A 24,981-nucleotide genomic window follows, 5' to 3' on the forward strand; every position below is an offset into this window, starting at 1 on the left:
TCACCAAACAGATGAAAGTGTATCCGAAAATTCCACGCTATGACCATCCCGTCGTGCCAGCGGAACTCTTCGAGAGGGACGACCTGACGTTGGTTGAGAAGTTCGACGGGAGTGCGTTCCGGTTCACGCTGTACGACGAACGATATAGAGAAGCCTACCCCGAGCAGGTCACGACCGCTGCTGATGGTGATGGCAGTCTCGTTTTCGGAACGCGAAAAGCGGTCCGTGGCTCGCACCGTGACTCCTTCAAGGATATCGACGGGGCACTCCATCGCGCCGTTCGGTGTCTCCGCCATGGGATCGACACCACTGCGCTCCGAGCACTCCACGAGGAGTTTGACACGCCACTCATCATCTACGCGGAGAACCTCGTGTACTCGACGCTCGACTACGGCTATACTGACCGCGAGCTACCTGCACTCGTCGGGTTCGACGTGCTCCCGTACAGCGCAGTCGAGACGATGACACCGCCGGGGAACCCCTACGAGGAGACGTTCGAGGGATTCCTCGATACTGACACTGCTTGGGAGATATTCGACCGACTTCAACGCGAGGATGCACCACCTGCGGCGTCGTTCATTCCAGCGTCGATTATCGAGCGCACTAACAGTAGCTTCGATCCTGAATCCTACACATTCTCGTCGTCGGCACTCGCGCCGGACGTGCAAGTCGAAGGTGTTGTTGTGCGGAGTGACGAACACAACCGCCGGGCGAAGTTGGTTCGTGACCAGTTCAAGGAGCTGAACCGCGAACAATTCGGACAATCCCAGACAGAGGCGGAGTCAGGTGCAGAGTACGTCGTTGCCACGTACTGTACGCCAGCGCGAATTCGGAAACAGGTTCGAACGATGGTCGTCGAGGAAAACCGGGAGTTCGGCCTCGGGTTGAACGAGGACCTCTACCCGCGAGTCGTCGAAGATATCTGGGCTGAAAACTGGCCGGAATTGATGGGCCTCGACATGTCGTTCACGCCTGCCGATGTGTATCCGCTCGTTGCAAAACGCTGTATCACGGAACTCCAGAAAATGCAGACAAATGCCGAACTAAACGAGACAGAGCCGACGAACATCTGGCAACATCTTTCTTAGCCTGCACTTGCGGGTGTACTTTCTATGTCCTCGTCCTCAAGGAGCAGATAGTTGCTGTGTAGCTCGATTTTGTCGAAGGGCACAACTGGCTGGATTGCGCCACTCAGACCACCTTCTTTGGACTCGTCGTTCACGATACGGAGAAATTCGAGACAGTCCGGAAGATGGTGTTCCACGGTGCTCTTGATGAGTAGAAACTCCGATCCGCAAGCGATCACGGACGCGCTTGATGTAGCGATTGACGCAATTGATTCAGACACCGATTAGAAAACACAGCTAACGAAAGCCTGTCACCTGCTAGCCGCTGTCGAAACCATTACCGCGCAAGGTGTCTATTCCGGACGTGCATTCTATCGTCACCGAAGGTACGTCTCTAACGTCTTGACGACGGTATCGACGAATTCCTCCGTGACTCGGCCTTGCCACGTGATCAGGTCTTCGCCCCGAGGTGAATGGATAGCCCACGGGGAGACAAACGACTCCTGGGGGACACCACCAGTCACCCAAACATCGGACTGTAATGGAATCGAATCGGAATACTCCTTTGTCGAGATAGCGATAGCTATGTACTGCTCATCACCGAACGGATGCGACTCGTTGTTGATTATTAACCACGGTCGTTGGCTGTCCTCGCCCAGCTTGAACGGGTCCGAACTTCGGACGACATCCCCTCGTTCCGGTTGCATTTATTCGTCTTGTTCACTCGGATGCGGTTCGTCCGGAGCGGCTGCGTCCCACTCGTCGGGTTCGATACCTCCATCATCCTCATCAAGTCGTTCAGTAATCGAATGGAGAGCATACGCGTCCGCTACCCGGTCGAGATCGTTCGTTATCGCCCAGTACTCTCCCTTGTGCCGGACGAGATTGCGCTGTTTCAGCCGTGAGAGGGCTGTCCCGACTGTATTCGGGTCCTCATCGATGCCAGTAGCGATTTCCGAGCGGGTAAACGCCTTCTCCCAGTTCGCGTACAGATACGTGAGTATCTGTTCTGGCACGCTCGGCCCACTTGGGAGCTCCCCGGCCTCGAACTCCTCAATACGAACAGGCATACACTGTACTTAGCGTGCCGGCGTAATCAATGTACGGATGTGCTACGAGTGATGGAGATTGGGAAATCCGTCCAGCGCACAGAACACTATTCGGAGTTCTTCCCGAACAACCGCTTCGTCCTCCCCCAGACAGACCCCGACTCGGATTCCTCATCATCCGGACTCTCAGCAACAGCATGCTCCTCGCCGGTCCGATCGGTCGCTTGGTCACGCTCTGTGAGCTCGGCTGTGAGCTGCTCCACTTCTGCTTCCAGTTCCTTTATACGCTCGTTCTTCCACTCAAGGCGCGTCTCGAGTTCTTCAACACGCTCAGCTAACAGCCGATTCTTCTCGGCGAGGTACGCCTGACTACGGGCTGATTCGTTCTGGTCTGTATCAACGGATGAGTTCGCTGTCGAGGCAGAGTCTTGAGACGATTCCTCTCTTGGTTCTGGGTCGTAGAACTCGGAGGTATTCGCCACGGCTCGCTCGATCGTCTTCTCCCCGTACGTAGAGCCGTCTGCATAGTGGACCTCGTCCCACTTCTCACGAAGCAATCCCGATTGGCGGAACAACTCGTCCATCCGCGTGTGGTCGCCACCAGTCCAGAACGCCAGCAGATTACAGAGCGCCATATCAGCCTCCGACTGGCTCTCATATCCACCCGTATCCCCCTTCCAGAGTTGCTCGAACTTCGCACCATTCGACGCGTTCATCGCCTTCTCGAGTAACTTCTCGTCCTCGAGGTCAACGTCAACCTCACTCGGTCCATCCGCTTCGGACACCTCGCTAACTCTCTCACCGCGGTCGGAGTCGGACTCCGAGTTATCGTTACTGTCTTGGATGTACTCAAGATGAATAGCCGCAAGCGCGTCCTGCCGCCGGGCAACCCGTGTCGGTGTCTCCTCGATACGGTCGCCGGTGACGGTAAAGAACCGCGCCGTCTCATAGAACTCGAAACTGCCACGTCGATTCCGACCATCCGGCAGGTCGCCCTTAATGAGCACGTGATATCCGGTGCCGGATGGTGAGACCTCCGTATACGAGTCAAGCCGCTCGATAATATCCTGTGTCGCATCGTCGGCATCTCCTGTTTCAGGGTCCCGGCAGTCGTCGAGGTCCACCCCCACAATCGGATCATCGTCCGTAAAGACGAACCCGATACCATCAGCGCTCCCCGTGTCGACGTAGTTGAGCGCGGTCTCGAAGTCCGTCCACGTCTCCGAATCCGTTGAGGATGCAAACTCGCCCAACCCGGGTGTTACTGGGATCTTCGTCGCTTTCCCGTCCCGTTGCTCCTCCCGCCAGCACACCCACTGCTCGCGCTCGGTCAATTCATCTGGTAGTCCCGATACCGCAACTGGTAACTCAGAGCCCATCTTCCTTTCTCCTTGTAGATATTTTTTGGAACATCACACACTCTCTCTCACGATAGTGATAAAACGGCTCCTGACTCGTGGACTGTCCGCTCTTCCACCCAACGGGTGCACCCCGTTCTATAGTAGTTGGTATCTGGATGGCGGGCTGCATGGACAGCGCTCCCGTCATGCGATTTTGCGTGGACAGTCGCGTCCATGCAACGTCCTTGGCCGTCCAATCTGCGTGGACGGGCGGAGTAGAAGCCGGGTTCTGCTTGTCTTGTGCCTTGTACTGCGGTAATTTGTCGGTTAAATTCTGTCGAATGAGGGGGCTGTCTAAGCCACCCTCTGGTTGTATCACATCTCTGTTTGATTTCATTGTTCGAGTAGTGTCTGGCCCTCTTGTGTCAGAGTGACCCCAACATAGAACTGGACACGGTCACCGTCTACTCTCGACCGATCAGTATCGAATTCAATGACGTTCTGCAACTTCCGAGTAAACCACCCCTTGTTCGTCCCGTCGATATCATGCTGATCAGTCCACTCGGAATACGCTTGAAACAGCTCGTCCTGTGGAACTCTGGCCTCGTCCACCTGCTGGACATACATCGCTGTGAACGCTTCAACACCGTCACCACTCGGATCAACGTCCACCGGCTCAGCTGAAATCTGAGTGTCAACCTCCTTTGGGGATGAGGAGGTCTTCTCACGCTGTGTAGAAGTGGTAGCCTGATTCGATTCTTCAGTTGGCGTGTCCGGCCACAACTCCTCGGCACTCGGATTCGCTGGGAGCGCATAGGTTTCGCCCTGATGGAAGACCGTCGGACTGTCGTCTGCTGGCAGAATCAGGACGACGTAGCTGTCTCGGGGTGCCTCTGATTCCGGCAGTTCCTCATTCGGGATGAACGGTCGCTTGATTGGCGTCCACTCCGCCTCAAACTCGCCTTTTGAGTCATATGTCTGCGTCTCGCCGGGTTTGTGGACGGTGTACTGGCCGGTTTCTCGGTCGTGACTGTAGTAGGCTGGAACCGCGTCTTTCGAGAGTGTCCCTTCATCTGGCACACGGGTGAATTCTGTCTCACCGTCGGAGAGGACATGCTCATCTCTATTGCGGGTCCAAACGGTCCGATTCGTGTCGGAGGTGCGTGGCCGGACTGCAGTTACACCACCGTGGGCTGTCGCACCACCGCCGAATGTCACGACCTCATCACAGTTGTAGAACTGCTCCGTCCCGTCTGCGCGCTCACGAAGGGGCGGTGAGAGGATATTCTCAACCCGTGACGCCCACTTCGTCTCCGAGTCACCCGGCCGAACGACGAAGATTGGAATTCGGTCTGCTTCGTGGGCACGCTTGAGATTCTGCAAAACCTTCACCGGGCGGTCCGGTGTCGTGGTCTCTGCTTCGATGTTGAATACGACGTCATGGTCCGGATGGGTTGCGACGGCGTCAGGCTGTTCACTTCCGTCCTGTTCAACGATTTCGACGCTAAACCCACGTTCAGTCAGTGCTGCCTCGGTCTCAACGAGGACTGCATCATGGGTTTCACCACCTGCGGATCGAACGGACCCCGTCTCCGGTTCGACCATCGTTTCTCCGTCGTCGGTGAGACGGGCCACGATATCGTCGTCCTTCAACTCGACTTCCATTAGTCCAGAGGCATCACGGACGTCGGGCAAGTCTTCAGGTGCGTACTCGATATCGGCGTCCTGGTTTTCAAGGCGGACTGCAAGTTCGTCGTCCACGGGGGTGACGTCCACCCAGCCGTTTTCTGCACGGACACCTGCTCGAATCTGGACTGCACGAACTGCTTCCGCCATCGTCTTGTCCAGTATCTGTGTCGGACTCGCTGCTTCGTTTGCGTCGCTGTAGATGAGATTTTGCATGATCTCCTCGTCAGTCAGCGGCTCCGTCCCATACTGCTCTAAACTCTGCTCGATGATGCCATCAACCGCCTCTGTTGACCGAAGCGGTGGATACGGTGGAAACGAATTGAGCAGAACTGGCTCGGAGTAGCGACCGCCGTCAAGCGGGAGTTTCGTCCACGCTTTGTACTGATCGGTCGAGATGAGGTCCTCAGCCGTGTAGTCACGGAACCGCTTCATCAAGAGTCGGGCATCGTCCACATCGTTCACCGAGAACGCGATGAGGTTGTCGCAGTTGTTCTGCATCGCCTTGAGTGTCTCCTCGTCGAACTGCGACGGATACTGCGAAGCGAGCGTGACCGATAATCGCATTGAGCGAGCGCGAGCGAGCATCGATTCGATGTCGAGGTTATCGCTCGCAATATCGTCAAACTCGTCGCAGAGGACAAAATACGGATCGGGGTCACTATCGTGTTCGTACGACCGCTGTTGAATCGCGCTCCAGAGACTCCGCATCACGCCGAGCGTAATCATCTTCTTGATGTCCGTGTTCTCGACAGGTGTGCGAACGATGACGATGCGGTCATTGTCGATAATATCCCGGAAGTCGATGGTACTCTCGCGGTGGGAGATAATCCGACGGATAACCGAATTCTCCACCCACGACTTAATGCGTTTCAGTATCGGTCGCACCGTTTCGTCGTCCATCTGGGCGATTTGGATACAGAACTCGCGGACGTAGGGATCCTCGACGTTAGCCGCGAACTCTTCACGGCGCTCAGCGTTCAACAGCGTGAAGTACATATCGATCACCGAGAACGGTTTCTCGGACTGCATCATCGCCCGACCCATCGACTCGGTGATCGACTCCATGTTGATCCCCCAGTACTCGTCAGTATCGAAAATCGCCTTCAGATTCTCGATGCGATTCTCGATCTCGTTTTCACGCTCCTCCTCGGTGTCACAGTCCGGTACTTCGAGGAAGTTGAGTCCGACTGTCTTGTCGAACTCAGAGGAACCGGGTTCAATCCAGACTACGTCGTCAAGGCGGTCTGCAGGGAGTTTCCGGAGGAGGTCACGGGAGTCGCGGCCCTTCGGGTCGAAGTAGACGAAACCGTAGCCAGTGTTCGCCCATTGGACCATCATATTCTCCATCTCGGTGGTTTTCCCGTAGCCTGTCGTGCCTGTAATCCAGATGTGGCGGAAGAGCGACTCGAACTGGAGCGGGGCTTCTCGGAAGCCACGTTGAGCATCCTCGTTGTAGCCAATCCAGAGTGGGGTGGACGACGTCCGCGCTCCTGACTCGAACATTTCGCGGATGTACGGGCCTGCGACGATGCCTTCGTCAGCTGTGTCGGTAATCGCTGGCTTTCCACCGACGTACGTCGTATCCCGCTCGGTGATATCGTACGTCTTGCCAAGGCGCGACTGGGCGGCTTCTGAGGAGTCTACCGCTGGACTATCGTTGTCAGAAGTCGGGGACTCAGTCGGTGGCTGGTCAGTTGTCGTCTGTTCCTGGGATGACTGCGGTGAATCTGTAGCGTCGTTTCTATCGAAGAATCGGTCAAACACCATTGTTTCCTCTGTTCTCGGCGTTGGAATCGGTAGACGAATCGTCGTCGGTGGGACTGTCGTATTGGCCTGCGTCGGCAGGAATGCGGTCGCCGCGCTGGGTGTGTCGCCAGTCGATGTTCGGCGTCTCGATGTCGTCGTTCGGAATATGCGCGACGCCAGCGAGTTCATCGACAGTCATAATCATCCGCCGGTCGGTCCAGTCACGGTCGGCCATTCGCCGAACGTGGTCGTGGAGTTTCCGCGCTCGTTTGTCCTCGGTTCGGTGCCAGACCGGCGTATCATCGAGGCCCTGTTCAGTGATGCCGTTGTAGTAGTTCCGGAACATCCCGGCAACACCGCGAGCGCGGGCCTCGGCTTCGTTCTTGTCCGCCGAGACGGCTAGAATACGGATGTTGACGTGGAAGGCCTGCTGGCCGCGCTGTTGCTCGATGGTTTTCGCGGCCTGCTTGTCCTTCTCGCTTGCCGGTCGTGTCCGGGGATTCAGCCATCCGACCGATGTTCCCTGCCGGAGCGCGTGGGCGAGATCATCGACGCTGTTGTGCTTGAATCGGTCACCACTGGTCCACGACTGTTTCGCTGGTCGGAAGACGACCTGCGTGATGACCTTGCTGTCGTCGAGCGAGAGCATCTCGCTGGTGATTTCGCCGTACGGGTCGGCCTCGAATTCCTGGCTGTTATAATGGCGAATCGGATAGTAGGGAATCTTCTCCATTTCCAACCACGCACCAGCGACGTACTCGTCAGGCTCGATTACAGGGAACGCATGGCCGCCTTCGACGGGGAATACCTCGCTGTTGGCGTAGTTGGTTCCGACACGGCGGCGGAACTTGTCGGCGGCCGCCTCGGACGCAGCGTGCATGTAGAACTTGATTTTTCCCTCGTCGAACCAGACCTCGAAGGAGTGGGGGTCGCTCGTATTCTTTCCCCGGAAGTTGGTCGTCACGTCATGGACTGATTGCAGGAGGCCAGCACCGTCGATGACCCCTTGGTTTTCTTTGAAGGGGCGAATTCGAAGCAGGACACCCGGAATACTCTCGGGGTGCTGGACGAACGGGTCGTCAATCTGGAGCTGTGTCGCATCGTATTGGGGTGAACCAAAGACGAGCTGACTGAGTTTAGACACGGTCGTCCTCCTCGCTCGGTGTCGCAGAGATATCGTTCTCTGCCGGTGACTGTCCGCCGTCTGCCCGCGCAGGTTTGGTCCCGCTTCCAAATGTCTGTGCGACGACTGCATTCACGATCTCTTGCTGTGAGAGTCCGTCATTGAGCAGGTGTGTCGCTTCCTCGTCCGTGAGGTCGAATCGGTTCGTGAGTGCGTTATGGCGGGCTTCGTTCTCGACGAACTCCTCGAAGGTGACGAGCTCTTCCGGTTCGGCGTTAATCGCCTGCTGGATGAACTCGCGGTCGTCGGGTTCGTAGTCGATGACGCGCTTCTCGAACTCGTCGGCAACGACATGCAACGGGTACGTCCCGTGTTCTTCGACGCGGACAAGCGCCTGACTGTAGCCGAGGTCTTCCTTACCTGCGTCGGCCCCACGGACGTACTTCCGTTGCTCACGAGTCAGCCCAATCTTGTCCGCCGTCTCGTCGTCCAAGTCCGGCAGTTTATGGAAGACCTTGATTGGACACATCCCGAGGATTTTCTCGGCTTGGTCGGTCTCGTAGAACTCCTGAGCGGTCTGCGAGAGCAACACCATTCGAAGGCCAGCGTGGCGCTGATGGCGGAATGCTGTTTCGAGGAAATCGAGGTTGGCCTGATCTTCGAAGAGGTAGTGAGCCTCGTCGATGGCGAGTTCGACGTTCCGGTCGGTTTTCTTCGCTTGCTGGTAGACTGTCGAGAGGAGTAATTGCATCAGGAACGTCTGGCGGTCGATACCTGATGCACTCCCTTCGATTTGGCCGAGGTCGATGTAGACGACCTTGTTGTCGCCCTCGAGGATGTTGATCTCCGAGCGTGCTGCGAGGTTGTCGTATGACCCACCTTCACGGAACGGTTGGAACGCGATCGCCAATTCGTCCGCGTACTCTGCGGCGCGCTCCCGAGCAGATTCGGATGTGGCGATATTGTGTTCGTCTGGGTTTTCAGCGATGTCGGCGAGAATCCGATGCACGTCCGTCATCGTCGGCGAATTCTCGGGCGTGTGCGTCGAAACGTCACCTTCTACGACACCGGCTTGCCGGTACGCCTCGTCGATGACGTACGAGAGGACGCCCGTTTCGGTCCCGAGGTCGATGTCGCGGGCGGTCAGGAAGTTCTCAAGAACGGCATACACCTCGTCTTTCTTCGCGGACAGCGGCGAAATTCCATCCTCGGCATCGAGGACCTCCTGCGGTGTCTCGCGGATTTCTAGTGGGTTCAGCTGGGTGTCGCCACCTACTGTGATCGTCTTTGCATCGAGTGCATCGGCGATCCCTTTGAACCCGCCGACCGGGTCGATCATGACGAGCATCGTGTCCTGCTGGCGTTTCATCATCCGCAGATGCCGCATGATATCGCCGAACGTCTTCCCAGCACCAGGCATCCCAACGACGAGTTCGCTATGGCCCGTTTCAAGGTTCCACGGGTTGATTTGGACGGGGGAACCGTTGTGGCCGTGATAGCCGTATTCGACGCCATCGTCCATCATCATGTAATTCGATGAGAACGGGAACATCGCGCCGACCGCCTGATTGGTCATCGTGGACATTCGGTCCTGTCCGAGTTCGTTTGCGCCGAGCGGTGACACCGTCGCCAACCCCTTCTCCTGCCAGCGGTTCGCTACCTTGAGCGTGCAGTTTGCGGGCGCATCCTTGATGATCGAGCGGAGACGCGTCGTCTGGTTATCGAGCTCCTGCTTGCTCTTGGCAGACAAGCGGATGAAGACACCGCCACGGTAGAACGACGCCTGGTTCGCGCGGACCAGCGACCGCATGAACTTCCCACGATCAATGTCTTCCTGGAGGTCTTCGGCTTTGAGACTGTTTGCGTCGTGCTGGTTGACCTTCAAATCCGAAATCCAGTCAGCCATCATGTCTTCGGCCGATTGCGTATCGAACGGATCGAGGTAGATGCTGACGTTTGTCTGGAGATCCGTCTCTAGGAGCAATCGCTCGAACATCCCGTTCGCAGGTTCCTCGGGGAACTGCTCGATCCAGAACGTTCGGACGTACGTCTCGTCGTTGAGGACCGCGTAGGTTGTCTCCCAGTCAACCGTCGACGGCGCGATGACCGACTGGTGCATCGTGGAGGCGTCATCAAGGCGGTCTTCGGAGGCAACGTTCGTCTCCGTATCCGATTCGACGACGTTGCTGTCCTCGGCGTCGTTCATTGCATCGATGACGGTGTCTGGGTCGGGAGTCGACGGTACGCCGTCGCTGAGACCGTGTGCAACAACTGGGAACGTCCCGATTGCATTCGTGAGATTGTCGTACTCCTCAGTGCGACCTGTCCAGTATTCTTTCGTCACGCGAGCGAGGTCGTAGGCATCGACTGGACTCACCGAACAGCGGTAGAGCGACGACCCACCTCGACGAATCTGGCCGAGACGCGACTCCAACTTGTCCTCTTTCAAGCGGTCGCGTTCGGCCTCGGAGAGACTGTCTGACTGGAACCGGCCAACCACACGCCCGAAGATAGGGACAGTACCGAGATAGGCGAGGACACTATCCCCAGTTTCATCGAGTTGTTCGATATCGGCGTCACGGACGGCCGTGATGACGTAGTATTCGCGGATAGTGGTGCTCTCCGAGTCGATATCACCATTCTGGTTGGTGTTAGTGGTGATGTACTCTTCGAGTAGTCGTTTGAGGACCGGCCGAGAGCGAACGTCGGCGTCACCGAGACGCTGCTGGTGTTCACGGACGGCATCGTCTTGGTCAAGCTCTCGACTCGTGATGTAGAACTTGGCGGGGAAGTCAACGGTCGAATTGACGAACTCAGACAGCGACTCAACGGCCTTCGCCCACGCCTCATCGTCTTCGAGTGCCATATTCGCCGGTTCGACTTTCATGGCACCGACGAGTGCACCGTCCGACCGTTCGATGGCGTGCGGGAAGATTTGCCCGACACGGGTAAGGTAACGGACTTCGCTGTTATCTTCGCCGTGGGTGTACCCCTTGTTCTTGACTGCCCAACCGAGGCGCGCGGCCAGCCATTCGGTCAGCCAGAGGTAGGAGGGCTTCACTTTGTGGAGCAACCCGAGGAGCAGACTGAGCATGATACCAAACCCGAGGAGTGGTATCGTGAAGGTAGCTGGAACAAGTGCCACGCCGATGAGCGTGACGAACGCCACGCCGACGAACAGCATGAGTTCGCCGAGAGTGTATCCGCGGAAGAATGCAGTTGTTCCACCGAGCGACTGATGGATTCGCCGGGCACTATACTCGCGATCGTCAGTGTTGGTACTCATAAGGAATTACCACCGTGAAACCTTCTCCTTCGTATTTCTGAATGCCTGTTTCGACCGCGCCTTCGCGGCCTGTGTTGCATGCGTTACGTCTGCTTCCGCTTGGTCACGCATCCGGCCCGAATCCGACTTCCGGAGATCGTTATAGCGGCCTGCGTGTGTTTTTGCGGACTGAGCGGACGACCCTAGTTTGTAGGCCTTCGAGTTACCGCTCCCGAGTTGGGTCTGGCCACTCTGCGTTACTGGTCCGTGACTATTCTGGGCGTATCCTCGATGCACGTTTCGGGCACCGCGAACCGATTTCCTAGCCCCTTTCTTCGCGGCGTTCTTTGCTTTCGGGGCTCCTTTCGTGGTTGTTCCCGCACCGGAGTGGGCAATCCGTTGGAGTGTCGGCGCACTCCAGTAGACGGTTAGAATACTCGCAATGCAGGCTGCCGGAATGAGCGATAGACCGAGTATCAGCGCAAACAACGCGCTCAGTCCGCTAGCTGGGTCAGTCTGCCAGCCTAGTCGGAACAGTACTGCCGCCGGAAGCCCAGCAATGATGAGTCCTGGGTAGATACTCGCTCCGCGCCGAGCAATGTTCGACACGGAATTTAGCGGCCAGACCTCAACGGCCCATAAAACGCCGAGTAGCGGCATCAACGGCGTCAGTACGATCACTCCCAGCCATCGAAGACCATAGACGAAGGCGGCCACAAGCAGAAGGACGTTCTCTACGAACACCATCACTAGCGTCGTAATTAGACCGCCGAGTCCAGCTTTTGCTAACCCGCCAAACCCTGCGGACATCTCTTCGACGGGGGCGAGCGTCATTCCAATCGCGTTCACGAACTGGAGCGGTATCGAGATGAGCGGAAACCAGACGAACGACCCCATGAACACGATACCAATACGTCGGAGGAGGCGCTTCCGTCGATACTTGCTAATCGACCCTGCACGAAGCCCGATAAACGCAAGCGCGACGATTAACAGCATGATCGTCAGTGGCAGGATATACGGGAGATAGAAGTCTTCGTAGATGGACTGCCATGGGTCGTTTGATGGCGTTCCAACAACGATGTATCGGGCATTGGATTCTGGGGCCGGAACACCGACAATCGGTTCCAAAAGTGCTTGGAAGAGGTCTTCCGCTAACCCAAGCAGTCCGTCCTTTATCCGCGTAAGAACATCGTTGATGGCGTTCTCTACCTGCTTTTCCAGCCATCCCATGTTCAGGTTTCACTCCCGTTACCCGATATTTGTGGAGAGTTCGCAGTCTTGCTATCGACAATGGTGAGTTCGCACGCGCCTTCCTCGCCACTGTATTCAACCGTCTGTGAGTACGTCAAGTCAGAACCAGGGTTGACAATCGCGGTCAGGCGCATCGTTTTCGTATCGATATTCTCGCATTCGACAGAAGATGCACCGACGAGGCCACCGCTGGTCTCGTAAACTGGCGGTATCGCATAGATAGTCGTTGTTTGATCTGGTGGGAGCGTCTTCGTATGGTCAAACGTCTGTCCCTCTTCGTCAGTTCGAAGGACAAACGGCGCGTGCCGCCAGCGAGTACGAGTACGTATTGCGGGGCCGCTCACCGTGTTTTGCACGCGAAATGCAGCGTGTGTTACCCAGTTGTTCGCTGACTTGTCCCACTCCACATCCGGGTTGTTTTTCGCCCATCGGAAACTGGTGAGTGTCACTTCTGGTTCGAGATCGACCGTCATCTCATCGATTGACTCGTCGTTCTTGACGGCGACGAGCTGATGCTCTCCCGGTGTATACCCGTCGACGCTCTGTCCGACAAGATCAAACTCCGCTTCCTGGCTGTCCGGTGCAACCTTCGTCTTCTCCATGAGATTCCCGTCTGGCCCCAAACGATGTACCCAATCAGCGGACGTATCAGGAGCGAGTGCCACGATTAGCTGGTTGCCGTCAACTCGAACATCGATGAATACGTCAGACTGTGACCCAGACGGTTCAGTTGTCGTCTCAGTACTATTGATGGAGGAATCATTATCAGTCTCAGAGTTATCTTTACAGCCAGCGAGTACAACGAGCGTTCCGCTGAGTCCACTGAAGACTGTTCGACGGACGATACTCCTGCTATGATTGGGGGAGTTTGTGTTGTCGTTCATGATTGGTTTGAGAGTCCGAGCAACGCACCGTCGGACATGTAGTTGAAGCCGAAGACCAAGGCTGCGAGCGGAATGAACCAGAGCATCGTCACGACAGCGAGTTGGATGAGCGACTGAAGGTCAGGGAAGTCTGCAGGCGTCTTTGCCACATCTTCCGACGTTGCATAGGGTTGGTCAGTCCGCCACCATGGGGCTGAGGCGTACTGGCCTCGAACGATAATTGCCGGGTTTGAGATGGTGATGACCGCCATCCCGCTATTGTTGAGGACTGCGGTCTGGTTCTCAATTATCACGCGGCCAGTCGTGACAGCGTCGCCGGTCGCGGTCTCCGTCACCGTTGCACGGACAACTGCGTGGGTCGCGTTAGCGTCGGTGACGGTTAGGGACAGATTCGTCTCACGGACGGTCTGCTGTTCGGAGAGCGAGACTGTTCGCGATTGCCCACGAACGATACCGTGTACCGTAACCTCCTGGAGATCGGTCTTGTCGAGAGTTGTGGAACTCACCGCAATCGAATCTGCGTTCACGTACGAATCAGCAGACTCAAGGTCGATGTTCGGCGGTAGCGATGGCCCTGCCTGCTCGGTTCCCCATGTTTCCTCGATAGCAAGCGGGCGCTCACCATGGTCAGTCAGGTCAGTCGGTACGTACGGTGCTTGCTGACTCGGAAACGCATGAATCTGGACAGGACGCACCAACGAGATTGCACGAGATGTATTAGTCGCAGTACTCGTGACCACCGTCTGCCAGCCGGATTTCCCTGCCGTGTAGAACCACCAGTTGCTCCGGGCCTGAATGTCGTCCTCAACCGTGATTGTCGACCACTCAGTATTTGGATGGATGACTGCGCCGACTCGGTCCTCGTTTGCCTCGAACTGAACTCGGTTCCCAGCGATATCCGAGAGTCGGTTGACAACGACGGTCTGTGACGTCGACACCGTTTTCGATGCTTCACGAGTTTCGACCTCCCGATTCCAGTCGCCGCCACAACTGGATACCGAGGTATTCCAGTCCGAGCAATTCAGCGTGACGTGCCGGAGTGTCACCGTGATAGTGGCTTCGACAGTCAGTTGCGTCGATCCAGAAAGGTTGGTAAACTGGAGCGTGGCTTGATGACCGCTTCCCGAGTCGATGGATTGCCTATCAGCGGAGAGTGTTACGGACTCGACCCTCGTTCGGTCGATTGACCAGCGTTCACGGTGCGACCCATTTTGATCGTCCTCGGGAACGGCAATACGGTAGTCACTAAGCGCGCGGACCTGGCCATCTGGAGCAACATACTGTGTCGTCCCGTTCGTCTGGTGGAGAATTGTCGACGGCTGAGTGGCGAAGATGCTGACATACGCATCCTTGATGTACGCGCCATCTTCGAGGGAGGCTCCGCTAGGATGAACCGACGAGTGGCGGCCACCGGGATTGTAATCGCCGAAATCACCAGTGTTCCAGTCGTCGGGAGCCTGCGGTGGACGAGCGAACGGAATGTCCGTTGAGCGGGCAAGTCGGTGCGCGAATTCTGCGCGCGATGACGCAGTTCCGTTATCGAAATCGTCAGCCGAGAGGGTGCCGTTGTCGACATCTTCCGACCAGAGCCGCTGGAAGGTGCTATTGTTGACACCGTAGGCTGGGCCGTCGTTAGGAACAGCATCACCCGAGTCCGGGGATGTGATGGCATCCATCCCTCCTGCGACGACAATCCCAGCGGTGCTACTCACGAGGAGGAGGGCAAGCACGGCGGCCATGGGACGGAGGGCGGACATCTATTCCGTGGGAGGGGCGCGGGGACAGTTCGTTGACAATCCGAAGTTGGTTTAGAAGGGCTTCACGCAGTCCGAGAAGCCAAAGCCCATCTGACTGCCGACCTTGTCGATGAGTTCGGGCGAGACGAGCGCAAGCACGACGATGCCGAACCCGATGCCGGACATGACGAGTTTCTCCTTGGCCTCGTTCTTTTTCTCTGGATTGCCGCCCGCACGCATGTACGAGAGCCCAGCCTTGCCGGTGTAGTAGCCAGTTGCAGGAAGTCCGAGTCCGGCGACCGCGCTGAACACGAGATTGATCCCGGTCGCAACGCCAGTATTGCAGTACACGTCACCGACTTGGTTTTGCGCAGCGGCAGGGCCGACAGCGGCGACGAAGAATGCAAGCCCTAATGCTAGGGTAGTAGCTCGCGGAGCAGCCTGAGTGATGGTTGTCTGGTAACGGCGTCTAAGTAGGGCCACAGTGTGTAAATCGTCACTGGAGCATGTGGTCGATTCCTCGTTTGGAGGGTCTGTCGTGTGGTCGTTCATAGAGTTGGTCTGTCACCTGAACGCGGTCGTGTCGGTCAACTGCAGACCAATACCGAGGTCGGTGTAGTTGGTACTCCTGGATCAGCGGTCTATCGTCTTGGTCCGCGATTTTGCGACCGCGGTTCGGCGGTAACTCGTGGTGCTGGCCACGGTTGCATATACTTTCTGTTCGGCCAAAAATAGTCAGTATATTTCTAGAATTGGCGTAGATAATGCTGTAGGGAAACGCCTCCGACAATAGATGATACGTCGACAACGACAGAAATTCTGGTCAATTATACCCAACAATAAACTAGTACTGGAAAACATACCTAGTACTTTTCGCAAAAAGATAGCTGAGACGGAAATTATAACCCCACAAACTTCGGAGAATAGCCGAGCCGAACGTCAAAGCCATCGTCCTCAAGATTCGATTCCATCAAGAACCACTGATACGCGAGCGACGTACTCCGAACGCAACGCTGAAAGAGATATTTCCCAGCTAAAGTCCGGTTATGATCAACAACAGCATCAGCAGTACAGCGATCGCGACCTTGTAGTAAATCGGTGGGAGGGCCTCGGGTGCGGTCGCTTCATCGACTGCTTCGGCGAGCTCCTGTTCGTGTTCGTGCTCCTGCTGGAAGGTCTCGTACGCAGCGTCGAGCTGTTGCTCCAGCGGCTCGATCTCACTCGCAAGGAACTTCAGACCAAGCCCTCGAGGAACTCCGGCTCGCCTACGCCCGTGGTGAGCTGACCGACGAGGAATACGAACAGCGACGCGAAGCACTCGAACGAGATACCTGATTCCCGTCCGGCAAACTTGAACGATGACCGGCTTCCCCGACCACCGTCAACAGTCGACGCGTCCGCAACTTCCAGCGTGGCTCGACCGATACACGACGCTGGGAGTATACGGACTCCTCGTCGGGACGGGACTCTGTCTGGTCGCGTACCTCACGAATCCCGTTCCCGACCCCTCGTTCCCGTGGGCGACGATGCCCGAGTCTCTACGATTACCGATTGTACAGCCCCGAATCGAACACTGGCCGGTGACCTACACTATCGGCATCTGGCTGTGGGTCTTCTGCTTTCCTGCACTCTTCCTCGCTGGATACCGGCGATACGGCGACGGGAATCGTGGGGCAGCGGTGTGGCTCATTGGGTTGCCGACCGTGGCGATGCTGGGCTGGACCTCCTACTGCCGGTTCTTCTGGCCGAAACTCCATCCACCGACCTGGAACGCCCGGCCTACACGTTCGTTTGCTGGCTGTACTGTTCGACCTACGACGTGCTCTGGAGCAACACCGCATACGTCATTGCACTGTTCGGCATCGTCACAACCATCCTCGTCATGCGACACCAGGATAGAGACCGATATGTCCTTCTCGGGGTTGGATTCCTCGCACTCCCTCTTGGGTTACCCGCCCTGTACGAAGGATACCGACGGACGACTCAAACCGAGACCTGAGGATTTGTAACAGGTGACTGCTTTCAACTCTGTTCGAAAAAGTGGTAGGAAGACTGCTAATTCGAGGAGGAGAGGGTGACCGAGACTTCTTCACTGATCACAGCCCGAAGAAACGTTTTCTGTGGGCAGCTCCTCAACACGAGTATGTCGACGACTGTCTCAACACCCGAAACAGACGAGACATGTGCGTACTGTGAATCCAGGATCTTCGACCACGATCCAATCTGCGTCCGCGATTGCGATGACGAGTGTGGCTCACCCACGTATTTCTGTAACTATGCCTGTCTGTCCGCATATATCGACGAGAACGACCTCACTACCAGGAATGCGTGCAAGTGGACTCCCGACGGCACTAGTTGTTGCTGATCGGCGCTATCGGTCCATTCGTCGCCTTCAGCGACCGATTATTTGCGGAAACCGAGTAATCGAAGCCCGTTCAGGGACACGAGGACCGTCGATCCCTCGTGGCCGACCACGGCCAGCGGTAAGGGGATACCACGTAATAGAATCGTGCCAACCATCAGCGCAATCGCACCAAATGCGATTGCGAGGTTGACTGTCAGCGTCCGGCGCGTCCTGCGACCGAGTCCGAGCACGTAGGGAATCTTCCCGATGTCGTCGCCCATCAGGACGACGTCAGCCGTTTCGAGAGCAACGTCAGTCCCGGCGCCACCCATGGCGATCCCGAGAGTCGCCGTCGCCAATGCCGGTGCGTCGTTCACTCCGTCACCCACCATCGCCACGTTCTCGTATCGCTCGACTAGCTCTTCGATGGTCGCTACCTTCTCTTCCGGCAGCAGTTCCGCCTGCACCTCGTCGATACCGACTTCGTCGGCGATCTGCTGGGCGACGCGTTCGTTGTCGCCGGTCAACATGACGATGTGCTCCACGCCGAGCGATCGAAGGTCCTCGATCATCTCTGCAGCCCCAGGGCGAACCGTGTCGGTGAACGCCAACCATCCCAGTACTGTGACATCGTCGCCGTTCTCGCGGGCGACGAGGACGCTCGTCTTCCCCTCGGCCTCCAGGGTCTGGAGCCGAGCAAGACTAGGTTCAAGGCCCTCAATCACGGCGTCTTCGAGAACCGTCTCGACGTAACTTCGATTCCCGATATGGATGGTTCTGTTGTCGACATCGGCGCGGACGCCTTTCCCGGCCTCCGACTGAAACCGTCGCGCGTCGGGAACGTCGAGCGCGCGGTCTTCGGCCTCCGAGACGGTCGCACGAGCCAAGTGATGCTCCGAGCGGGCCTGCACGGCGGCCACGAGCGAGAGCAGTTCGTCAGCAGTCGGTGACTCGTCCCCAAGACCGTCCCGGACGAATACGTCCGTCAGCTGCGTCTCGCCCCGCGTGAGTGTGCCCGTCTTGTCGAACGCGACCGCGTCGATGTTCGCGGCCGTCTCGACGTGTTCGCCGCCTTTGAACAGGACGCCCTGCCTGCCGCCGGAGGCGATCGCCGACAGCACCGCCGCCGGCGTGGAGATGATGACCGCACACGGCGAGGCAGCGACCATCAGGGTCATCGCGCGGTAGAACGTACTGGTAAATTCGCTTCCGAGCGCGAGCGGGATGGCGATCGCTGCGATTGTGAGCCCGAACACGCCGAGGACGTACGGCTGTTCGAGGCGGTCGATGAGCCGCTGTGTCGGCGCCTTCTCGCTCTGGGCGCGCTCGACCATGTGGATGAGACGGCTGATCGCCGACTCGTGGGCTTGCCGCGTGACCTCAATCTCCAAGCTGCCGCTCTCATTGATCGTCCCGCCGAACACCTCATCTCCGGGCTCTTTCGGCACGGGCACTGATTCGCCAGTGAGCGACGCCTGATCGACCGTTCCCTCGCCAGATGCGACGACGCCGTCGAGCGGAATCCTGTCGCCGGGACGGACGACGAACACGTCACCCACGGCGACCTCGTCGATGGGCACAGTGACCTCTTCACCGTCGCGGAGGACCTGTGCCTCGTCCGGCCGCATCTCGACGAGTGACTTGATCGCCCGTCGCGAGCGGCCAATCGCGTAGTGCTGGAGAGTGTTCGATAGTGAGAACAGGAACAGCAGCATCGCGCCCTCGAATGGTGCGCCAATCGAGAGGGCGCCGAGTGCGGCAACGATCATCAAGAGGTCGATATCGACCGCATAGTGGCGGAGCGTCTCGATCGCGCCTTTGAGCCCGTACCACCCGCCGAAGACGTATGCGACGCCGTACCCGGCCCACATGAGGGGCGGTGGTCCTTCGAGCCACCCCATCACAAGGCCGACTGCCATCCCGAGGAGCGTCAGACCGACGAACACGGCCTCCCGCCTGAGTTCCGAGCGGGTACTTACGTCATCCGTTGCTGTCTCAGATTCGTCCTGAATCGACACGTGGCGGTCGCGGACAGCGTCTCGAATCGTTTCTTCTGAGGTGATGCTCCCGTCGTAGGTGATCTGGGCGTCCCCTGTTCGAAACGAGACGTCGACATCGTGAACGCCGGAGAGACGCCTAAGATGTCGTTCGAGCGCCCGTGCTCCCGCGTCGCCACGACCACCTCGTCGTTCAATGTGGATCGTACACGTTGAGAGAGGTGGTGATTCAGTAACAGCCACGTTCTCGGTACCTATGATTTGGTTTGATTTCACGTTTGAGGTGGGCCCACGAGCATTCATCCAATCCTAATCTCGGTACACGAGTCGAGGATTTCATCCAATGATCGTTACCGGAATCCGTGCTCGGCGAGTGACTGTCTCGGCGACACTTCCGAGGAACGTCCGGTCTAGGCCGGACCGACCGTGGCTACCCATAACGATCTGGTCGATGCCGTTGCCGACAGCGTAGTCGAGAATCTCACGCGCCGGTTTTCCGACTTCAGTGACGGTGTCGAGAGCAATATCGTGTTCCGCCGCGATATCTGTCGCCGTCGTGTGGATGTGGGTGGCGCGTTCCTGGGCGTTGTCGTACCAATCCTCCGCGACTGGCAAGCCACCAGCCTCCACGTCGATTACTGAGTCAATCGGATTGATAACGTACAGTGTGGTGATGGTGGCGTCGGGGAAGTTTTCGAGAGCGTAGGTGAGCGCACGCTCGGAAAGCGGAGAACCGTCGAAAGCGACGAGAACGTCGTCGGACATACGAGTGGATTCGAGACGTGTTCAGAAGAGTGTAGTGCCGAAAACTCGGCACCTGGCGTACCATTAACTGCGATGTGGTCCCACTCGTTGGTATGTCTAATGTCCGCATGTGGATCGATCAGCATCGTCTCGTAAGCTTCGTCGCAATCGCGTATGCGTTCACCTGGACGATCCAAGGTGCGCTCGCGTATTCGGGTATGGAAGCCTCCTGGACGCACTCAATCCTGATCGGCTTCGGCGGGTTCGGTCCGCCAATTGGTGCCGCAGTCGTCATCTGGGCCTCCGGTGGAAGCCTCCGCAGGTGGATCGGCCAGATGTTCAAATGGCGAATCGGTGCGAAATGGTGGGCGCTCGCGTTCGGGCTCCCGTTGATTATTCTCTCATTGGGTGTCCTGCTGTTCGTTTTAGCTGGCGGCCCAATCGACCTCACCGAATTCGAATCGCCATTCATCTACCTGTTCGCGATGGTGTGGGGAACCGTGTGGGGTGGCGGTCAGGAGGATCTCGGCTGGCGTGGCTTCATGCTGCCTATCCTGCAGGACTCCTACAGCGCGCTGACCTCAAGTGTCATCGTGGGCGTCACGTGGGCTGCTTGGCATCTCCCGTTGTTCCTGAACGCGACGACCACCCACGGCGGCTGGCCGCTCTCCCAGCAACTCCTCTGGATAGTCTCCATCCTTGCTGGTTCCATCCTCTGGACGTGGATGTACAACAGCACCGGCGGCAGCGTGCTCGCCCTCGCGGTGTTCCATGCTGGCGTCAATGCGATGGGAATCTTCCATCCCGCTGACCCGGAAGCGCTCATCCCGAATGGTGTCCCTGACCCGTGGCTGAACCTGCTCGCCGAAGTTACAGGGGCCCTTCCACTCGTATTGATTGCCGTTCTCTTGGTGATCCTCTACGATGGGGAACGCCTCGCGAATCGCGACCCACCAACTCCCCAAGACGCTGGCCTTCCATCAGAAACAGACTCGAAGCCCGCCACGTGACTACTCCGATACGTCGGTTAGCCAGCGGCAATAAAGCTCGATAATGTATTTGTCGGATATCCACAACTGTCTGTTCGTATGGTAACGTCGAAAGCGATCGGGCCGGTCGGTCGAATCTCGGAGCGAATTGGGCGGTACGTCAACCACGATGATGTCCTCGTCCGATTCGTTTCCCTGTGGCTTGTCGTCGCGAGCGTGTTCACGGCGGCATGGATCCTCAGCTATTATCATCTCCCACAGGGGCTCCTGCGCGGTGGAGACCCCGCCGCGACCGCGGACTACGCAGGAAGTGTTTCGCGGGAGTTCTTGACGCTGTTTGGATGGAATGTAGCTGTCTCGTTGATCGCCGTCATAGCGAACACCTTCAGGTCTGTGAATACTCCGCTCGGGTACGTTATCCAGGTCGTACAGGCACCTCGGTACGGAGCGATCTGGGGTACCGGGTCACTCGCCATTGGGACGGGCGACCGCATTGCGCCGTCGCTGGCCGTGCTCATCGAACGCAGCGGCCCGATGGAGATTACGGCGTTCGTTGCGATCGTGGTCGCGACACGAGGTGTAATGCTCTGGCATCAGGAGTCCGGGCCCCGGTGGCGGGAAGAGTTCGAACGCGTTCGTTCACCCAGCGACTGGGCGCTGACGCGTCGGGAGTGGACGCTTCTGGTCGGTGGATATCTGTTGCTGGCAGTCGCGTGCTATCGGGAAGCCATCGCGATCGCACAGATCGCCGGTTAATCTCTGTCGTTCACTCGATATTATATTACCCATCAATCTCTGAGAGCGCCTCTGTTGCAACGTCACCGAGTTCTCCGGCCTCGATGTGCGAATATCGCTCCCGGACCATCTCCTCCGAGTTATCGAGATACCGGGCTGCGACCGTGTACCCGAACGCGCGGACGAGGACCTCACCCATCCCGCGTCGACCACCGTGCGGGGCAAGATAATCGTGTTTCGGATGGGCGATGTCGATTTCTGCGGCCTCCGAGAGCCGTTGGAGAATCGACCGTGCGCCGTCCGTCGTGATTGACGGCGGCCGGATATCCCCATCGAGCGCCAGCAGTAGGTCGCGAACGTACTCCTCACGCCGCTCAGCAATTGCCTCTGGGCGTTCCCCTCGGTCGGCGAACTCATCCTGAACGAGCCCTGCGAGCGTCCGTTGGTCGAACGTGGGAAACACCGGCCAGCGCTCCGTCGGTGGGTCCATCAGCTGGCGGTAGCTCCGCAGCGGTGAGATCACCGGGTCGGGGAGACTGGCGGCGTCCCACTGCTGTTTCTTCCGGTAGACGTCTATACTCCCGTCATCGAGGGAGAGGTCCTCCCAGCGGACGCCACGCCGGCGCGGGTCGTTCGGATCCCGGAGCAGTTCCCCAACGCGGACAGCTGTATACGCGAGAACAAACACCAGGGATCGGTCACGAGCCGCCTTCAGCGCTACGTAGCGCGCTCGCTGTTTGTCGAGTGGGTCAGTATCCTCCGGGAGTGTCGTGTACGTCTCGATGGCGTGGCGGGCTCGCTCGTCGACGTGGCGGGTGAGGGCGTGGCGCTGTTCGGACGTCCAGGCCTGCTGGTCGCCGGGCTTGCGTCCGTCGTCCTCCGGTAACGGCGCCATCGCACTCGCCCGCTGCGCGTAGTGGGCCTCGAGGTAGCCCTCGTTGACACACCACCCGCACCACGCAGAGATATAGCGGTAATAGGTTTGTACCGTATTCTGTTTGAGTCCTCGGTCGCCACCAAGATGCCGGGCGTACTCCCGGAACACGCGTTCGTCAAGATCGTCGAAGGTCGGCTCGCGGTCGACGTCGTCGGGGACGATCCCGGTCCAGTCGTCGTCGCCGCGGTCGCCGGCGGCCCACTCCGCGAACCGCTCGAGTTCGCGGGCCGCATTGCGTCGATAGTTCCCACCGTCGCCGCCGCGGCCTTTCCCCTTGTCTTGGAGGTAGCGCTCGAAGCTATCGTCGAGCGGCGTCGAAAGCGCCCGGTCAGGCATTCACCGGCCCTCCACCGTCCTGCGGGCCCGGTCTCGGTGCCTCTACCCCAGGGGAAGCGCCGTCGTGAGGCGGTTGCAGCATTCGTGCTTCACCGACGGCGGCGGGGTACTTCAAAGTGGTCGTGATTACGAGCATAATCACGACCACATTCTGTATTCGGCCCATCGGGGGAATTCGAGGAACTGAAGTCTCTTAGCGCCGGAATTCCGCACTACAGGAAGATGTATATCGTATACCGCTATACAAAATCTCGGTCCTCGTTCTGCGCGAGGTCATTCGTCGCCGAGTTCCGAGAGCCGAGCCTGGATTTCCTCGGCATCCGCCTCAGAGAGCGCCTCAACACCGAACTGAACGAGTAGTGGGTAGAAGTGGCGGTTCTTCTTGAACTCGTCCTGGCCCGCCTTGCGGAGCTTCAGCTGGGACTCGAGGTAAGTGTCCTCCATCTCGTCGAGGACATCGTCGGGAATGTAGATCGTCCGCCCGTTCCACTCGTCCTTGATGTTCGTTTTCGTTTTGCTCGTTTCGTTCGTTTCACTCGTTGAAGTCGAGTCGGTCGTTTCGGTCGATGAACTGGTTTCCACCGTTTCACTCACCTCGCTCGTTTCGCTGGAATCAGCCTCGTCGTCCTCCTCTTCGTAGTTGCCCTCGATGCCGGAAGCATCGCCCCAGCCGTCGGTCATGCTTCCACCTCCTCAGGTACGGTCTTGTCAAACGTCTCGTCGAACAGGTCGGCGATCTCGTTGAACAGGTCGCGTGCATCCTCGACGCGCTGGTTCTCCTTGCCGAAGCCGAAGACGGACACCCCTTCGCCAATCGACTGAGAGAGGTCGGTCCGCTTCGGGATCTCGAACACCGGGAGAGAGTACGCCGACTTGATCTCCTCGATGGTGTCGCGGTGTTCGGCGTTCTGCTCGACGCGGTTACAGACGATTGCGAGCCGATTGATGTCTCCGTACGCCTGTTCGAGGGAGCTCAGCTGCTTAGCGAAAATCTGGAGGCTGTTGGCGTTGAGCTTCTCGGGAATGACGGGGATGACGACGTTGCCAGTCGCGACGAGCGCGTTGTCGGTGAGGACGTTCAGGGATGGCGGCGTGTCGACGATGATGTAGTCGTAGTCCTTGTCGAGCTCGTCGAGTGTCATCTCCAGCCGCTCGCGACTCTTCGGCGCCTCAAGCAGCGTCTGGATGTTCTTGTTGTTCGCGAGCTTCTCGCTGGCGGGAAGGATGTCGAATTCCTCGTGCTCGACGATGATGTCGTTCACCGACTCCATCTGGTCGAAGTCGAGGACGTCGAACAGCGTCGTACGGTCGGTATCGTAGTACAGATCGTTGTAGCCGAGCGAGCAGGTAAGCCCGCCGTGATAATCGATATCGACCAGGAGGACGTCGTGGCCTCGGGCGGAAAGTGCGCCGCCAGTATGAATGACGTCCGTTGTTTTCCCCGCGCCTCCCTTCTGATTCGCCACCGTGATTCGTGCGGTATTGGTGTCGGTCATTATTTTCGTTACTCTCGTTATGTTCGTTTCGTTCGTTTTGGTCGTTGAGTTCGGTGCGTTCGGTGAGGGTGTTTCACTCGGTGAGAGTATTACTACGATGTTAAAACCAACTGTTCGTTCCACTCGTTGAAGGGGTTTCGTTCATTTTCATCATATTGTTCGTTTCTCTCGTTTTGCTCGTTTCGTTCACCGAACACTATGTTCCAGCGTCGGTTCGGCTCGTTCCAGTAAATTCATTCATTACTCGAAATAC

Annotated in this window: 19 protein-coding genes and 1 pseudogene; 5 read left to right on the top strand and 15 right to left on the bottom strand. The window is 57.8% G+C overall.

Annotated features, from left to right (window positions below; genetic code table 11):
* Positions 1 to 11: 11 nt before the first annotated feature.
* Positions 12 to 1,088 (top strand): hypothetical protein, encoded by a 1,077-nt coding sequence (locus DPQ64_RS10175; RefSeq protein ID WP_115864237.1) that lies wholly within the window; start codon positions 12 to 14, stop codon positions 1,086 to 1,088.
* Here the strand turns inward: DPQ64_RS10175 and DPQ64_RS10180 are convergent.
* The 10 genes from DPQ64_RS10180 to DPQ64_RS19970 all read right to left on the bottom strand — a co-directional run bounded on the left by DPQ64_RS10180 (position 1,085) and on the right by DPQ64_RS19970 (position 15,501).
* A complete protein-coding gene (locus DPQ64_RS10180) occupies positions 1,085 to 1,222 on the bottom strand; it encodes a hypothetical protein (protein WP_198662086.1) in 138 nt (45 codons plus the stop codon). The two genes, DPQ64_RS10175 and DPQ64_RS10180, sit on opposite strands and share 4 nt — an antisense overlap.
* 552 nt (positions 1,223 to 1,774) lie before the next feature.
* On the bottom strand, positions 1,775 to 2,137 hold the full coding sequence (locus DPQ64_RS10190) for a hypothetical protein (protein WP_115864239.1): 363 nt from the start codon (positions 2,135 to 2,137) through the stop codon (positions 1,775 to 1,777).
* An 86-nt stretch (positions 2,138 to 2,223) separates the two neighbouring features.
* On the bottom strand, positions 2,224 to 3,495 hold the full coding sequence (locus tag DPQ64_RS10195; protein WP_115864240.1) for a phage NrS-1 polymerase family protein: 1,272 nt from the start codon (positions 3,493 to 3,495) through the stop codon (positions 2,224 to 2,226).
* A gap of 354 nt (positions 3,496 to 3,849) precedes the next feature.
* Positions 3,850 to 6,912, bottom strand: a complete 3,063-nt coding sequence (locus tag DPQ64_RS10200) for a type IV secretion system DNA-binding domain-containing protein (protein ID WP_198662087.1) — start codon at positions 6,910 to 6,912, stop codon at positions 3,850 to 3,852.
* A complete protein-coding gene (locus DPQ64_RS10205) occupies positions 6,902 to 8,035 on the bottom strand; it encodes a hypothetical protein (protein ID WP_115864241.1) in 1,134 nt (377 codons plus the stop codon). The genes DPQ64_RS10200 and DPQ64_RS10205 overlap by 11 nt, the downstream gene beginning before the upstream one ends.
* The gene (locus DPQ64_RS10210) at positions 8,028 to 11,300 is read right to left on the bottom strand and encodes a VirB4 family type IV secretion system protein (protein WP_115864242.1); all 3,273 of its coding nucleotides are present in this window, start codon (positions 11,298 to 11,300) and stop codon (positions 8,028 to 8,030) included. Before DPQ64_RS10210 ends, DPQ64_RS10205 begins: the two co-directional genes overlap by 8 nt.
* Positions 11,301 to 11,306: 6 nt before the next feature.
* Complete coding sequence (locus tag DPQ64_RS10215; RefSeq protein WP_115864243.1) at positions 11,307 to 12,509, bottom strand: hypothetical protein; 1,203 nt, start codon at positions 12,507 to 12,509, stop codon at positions 11,307 to 11,309.
* 2 nt (positions 12,510 to 12,511) lie between these two features.
* Positions 12,512 to 13,132, bottom strand: coding sequence for a hypothetical protein (locus DPQ64_RS10220; protein WP_232820548.1), 621 nt, complete (start codon positions 13,130 to 13,132; stop codon positions 12,512 to 12,514).
* A 278-nt stretch (positions 13,133 to 13,410) separates the two neighbouring features.
* Positions 13,411 to 15,171, bottom strand: coding sequence for a hypothetical protein (locus tag DPQ64_RS10225; protein ID WP_115864245.1), 1,761 nt, complete (start codon positions 15,169 to 15,171; stop codon positions 13,411 to 13,413).
* 51 nt (positions 15,172 to 15,222) lie between these two features.
* Positions 15,223 to 15,501 (bottom strand): pilin, encoded by a 279-nt coding sequence (locus tag DPQ64_RS19970; RefSeq protein ID WP_232820550.1) that lies wholly within the window; start codon positions 15,499 to 15,501, stop codon positions 15,223 to 15,225.
* Between the two features lie 882 nt (positions 15,502 to 16,383).
* On the opposite strand from DPQ64_RS19970, the pseudogene DPQ64_RS10240 reads away from it, so the two are divergent.
* Positions 16,384 to 16,485 (top strand): annotated as a pseudogene (locus tag DPQ64_RS10240) (SHOCT domain-containing protein); the annotation flags it as partial.
* A gap of 808 nt (positions 16,486 to 17,293) precedes the next feature.
* Positions 17,294 to 17,515: a hypothetical protein gene (locus DPQ64_RS19570; protein ID WP_115864247.1), complete on the top strand. Its 222-nt coding sequence runs from the start codon at positions 17,294 to 17,296 to the stop codon at positions 17,513 to 17,515.
* 38 nt (positions 17,516 to 17,553) lie between these two features.
* Here DPQ64_RS19570 and DPQ64_RS10255 read toward each other — a convergent pair whose 3' ends face one another.
* Both DPQ64_RS10255 and DPQ64_RS10260 read right to left on the bottom strand, forming a co-directional pair.
* Positions 17,554 to 19,734 (bottom strand): heavy metal translocating P-type ATPase, encoded by a 2,181-nt coding sequence (locus DPQ64_RS10255; RefSeq protein WP_115864293.1) that lies wholly within the window; start codon positions 19,732 to 19,734, stop codon positions 17,554 to 17,556.
* 93 nt (positions 19,735 to 19,827) lie between these two features.
* Entirely contained in the window at positions 19,828 to 20,256 is a 429-nt protein-coding gene (locus DPQ64_RS10260; RefSeq protein WP_115864248.1) for a universal stress protein, read from the bottom strand.
* A 92-nt stretch (positions 20,257 to 20,348) separates the two neighbouring features.
* Here DPQ64_RS10260 and DPQ64_RS10265 point away from each other — a divergent pair, with 92 nt between their 5' ends.
* Positions 20,349 to 21,245, top strand: a complete 897-nt coding sequence (locus DPQ64_RS10265; protein ID WP_115864249.1) for a CPBP family intramembrane glutamic endopeptidase — start codon at positions 20,349 to 20,351, stop codon at positions 21,243 to 21,245.
* A gap of 78 nt (positions 21,246 to 21,323) precedes the next feature.
* A complete protein-coding gene (locus DPQ64_RS10270) occupies positions 21,324 to 21,980 on the top strand; it encodes a hypothetical protein (RefSeq protein ID WP_115864250.1) in 657 nt (218 codons plus the stop codon).
* 25 nt (positions 21,981 to 22,005) lie between these two features.
* On the opposite strand, the gene DPQ64_RS10275 is transcribed toward DPQ64_RS10270, so the two are convergent.
* The 3 genes from DPQ64_RS10275 to DPQ64_RS10285 form a co-directional block, all read right to left on the bottom strand.
* Positions 22,006 to 23,232 (bottom strand): tyrosine-type recombinase/integrase, encoded by a 1,227-nt coding sequence (locus tag DPQ64_RS10275; protein WP_115864251.1) that lies wholly within the window; start codon positions 23,230 to 23,232, stop codon positions 22,006 to 22,008.
* A gap of 273 nt (positions 23,233 to 23,505) precedes the next feature.
* Entirely contained in the window at positions 23,506 to 23,913 is a 408-nt protein-coding gene (locus tag DPQ64_RS10280) for a hypothetical protein (RefSeq protein WP_115864252.1), read from the bottom strand.
* Positions 23,910 to 24,728: a ParA family protein gene (locus DPQ64_RS10285; RefSeq protein ID WP_115864253.1), complete on the bottom strand. Its 819-nt coding sequence runs from the start codon at positions 24,726 to 24,728 to the stop codon at positions 23,910 to 23,912. The genes DPQ64_RS10280 and DPQ64_RS10285 overlap by 4 nt, the downstream gene beginning before the upstream one ends.
* Positions 24,729 to 24,981: the final 253 nt, after the last annotated feature.

Origin of the sequence: Halorussus litoreus, from assembly GCF_003382685.1 — an archaeon.
Lineage (GTDB): Archaea > Halobacteriota > Halobacteria > Halobacteriales > Haladaptataceae > Halorussus > Halorussus litoreus.

Coding starts and splice junctions, on each gene's coding strand:
- DPQ64_RS10175 (WP_115864237.1), top strand. CDS start 12: ATGAAAGTGTATCCGAAAATTCCACGCTATGACCATCCCGTCGTGCCA.
- DPQ64_RS10190 (WP_115864239.1), bottom strand. CDS start 2,137: ATGCCTGTTCGTATTGAGGAGTTCGAGGCCGGGGAGCTCCCAAGTGGG.
- DPQ64_RS10195 (WP_115864240.1), bottom strand. CDS start 3,495: ATGGGCTCTGAGTTACCAGTTGCGGTATCGGGACTACCAGATGAATTG.
- DPQ64_RS10200 (WP_198662087.1), bottom strand. CDS start 6,912: ATGGTGTTTGACCGATTCTTCGATAGAAACGACGCTACAGATTCACCG.
- DPQ64_RS10210 (WP_115864242.1), bottom strand. CDS start 11,300: ATGAGTACCAACACTGACGATCGCGAGTATAGTGCCCGGCGAATCCAT.
- DPQ64_RS10215 (WP_115864243.1), bottom strand. CDS start 12,509: ATGGGATGGCTGGAAAAGCAGGTAGAGAACGCCATCAACGATGTTCTT.
- DPQ64_RS10220 (WP_232820548.1), bottom strand. CDS start 13,132: ATGGAGAAGACGAAGGTTGCACCGGACAGCCAGGAAGCGGAGTTTGAT.
- DPQ64_RS10225 (WP_115864245.1), bottom strand. CDS start 15,171: ATGTCCGCCCTCCGTCCCATGGCCGCCGTGCTTGCCCTCCTCCTCGTG.
- DPQ64_RS19570 (WP_115864247.1), top strand. CDS start 17,294: ATGTCGACGACTGTCTCAACACCCGAAACAGACGAGACATGTGCGTAC.
- DPQ64_RS10260 (WP_115864248.1), bottom strand. CDS start 20,256: ATGTCCGACGACGTTCTCGTCGCTTTCGACGGTTCTCCGCTTTCCGAG.
- DPQ64_RS10265 (WP_115864249.1), top strand. CDS start 20,349: ATGTCTAATGTCCGCATGTGGATCGATCAGCATCGTCTCGTAAGCTTC.
- DPQ64_RS10270 (WP_115864250.1), top strand. CDS start 21,324: ATGGTAACGTCGAAAGCGATCGGGCCGGTCGGTCGAATCTCGGAGCGA.
- DPQ64_RS10275 (WP_115864251.1), bottom strand. CDS start 23,232: ATGCCTGACCGGGCGCTTTCGACGCCGCTCGACGATAGCTTCGAGCGC.
- DPQ64_RS10280 (WP_115864252.1), bottom strand. CDS start 23,913: ATGACCGACGGCTGGGGCGATGCTTCCGGCATCGAGGGCAACTACGAA.
- DPQ64_RS10285 (WP_115864253.1), bottom strand. CDS start 24,728: ATGACCGACACCAATACCGCACGAATCACGGTGGCGAATCAGAAGGGA.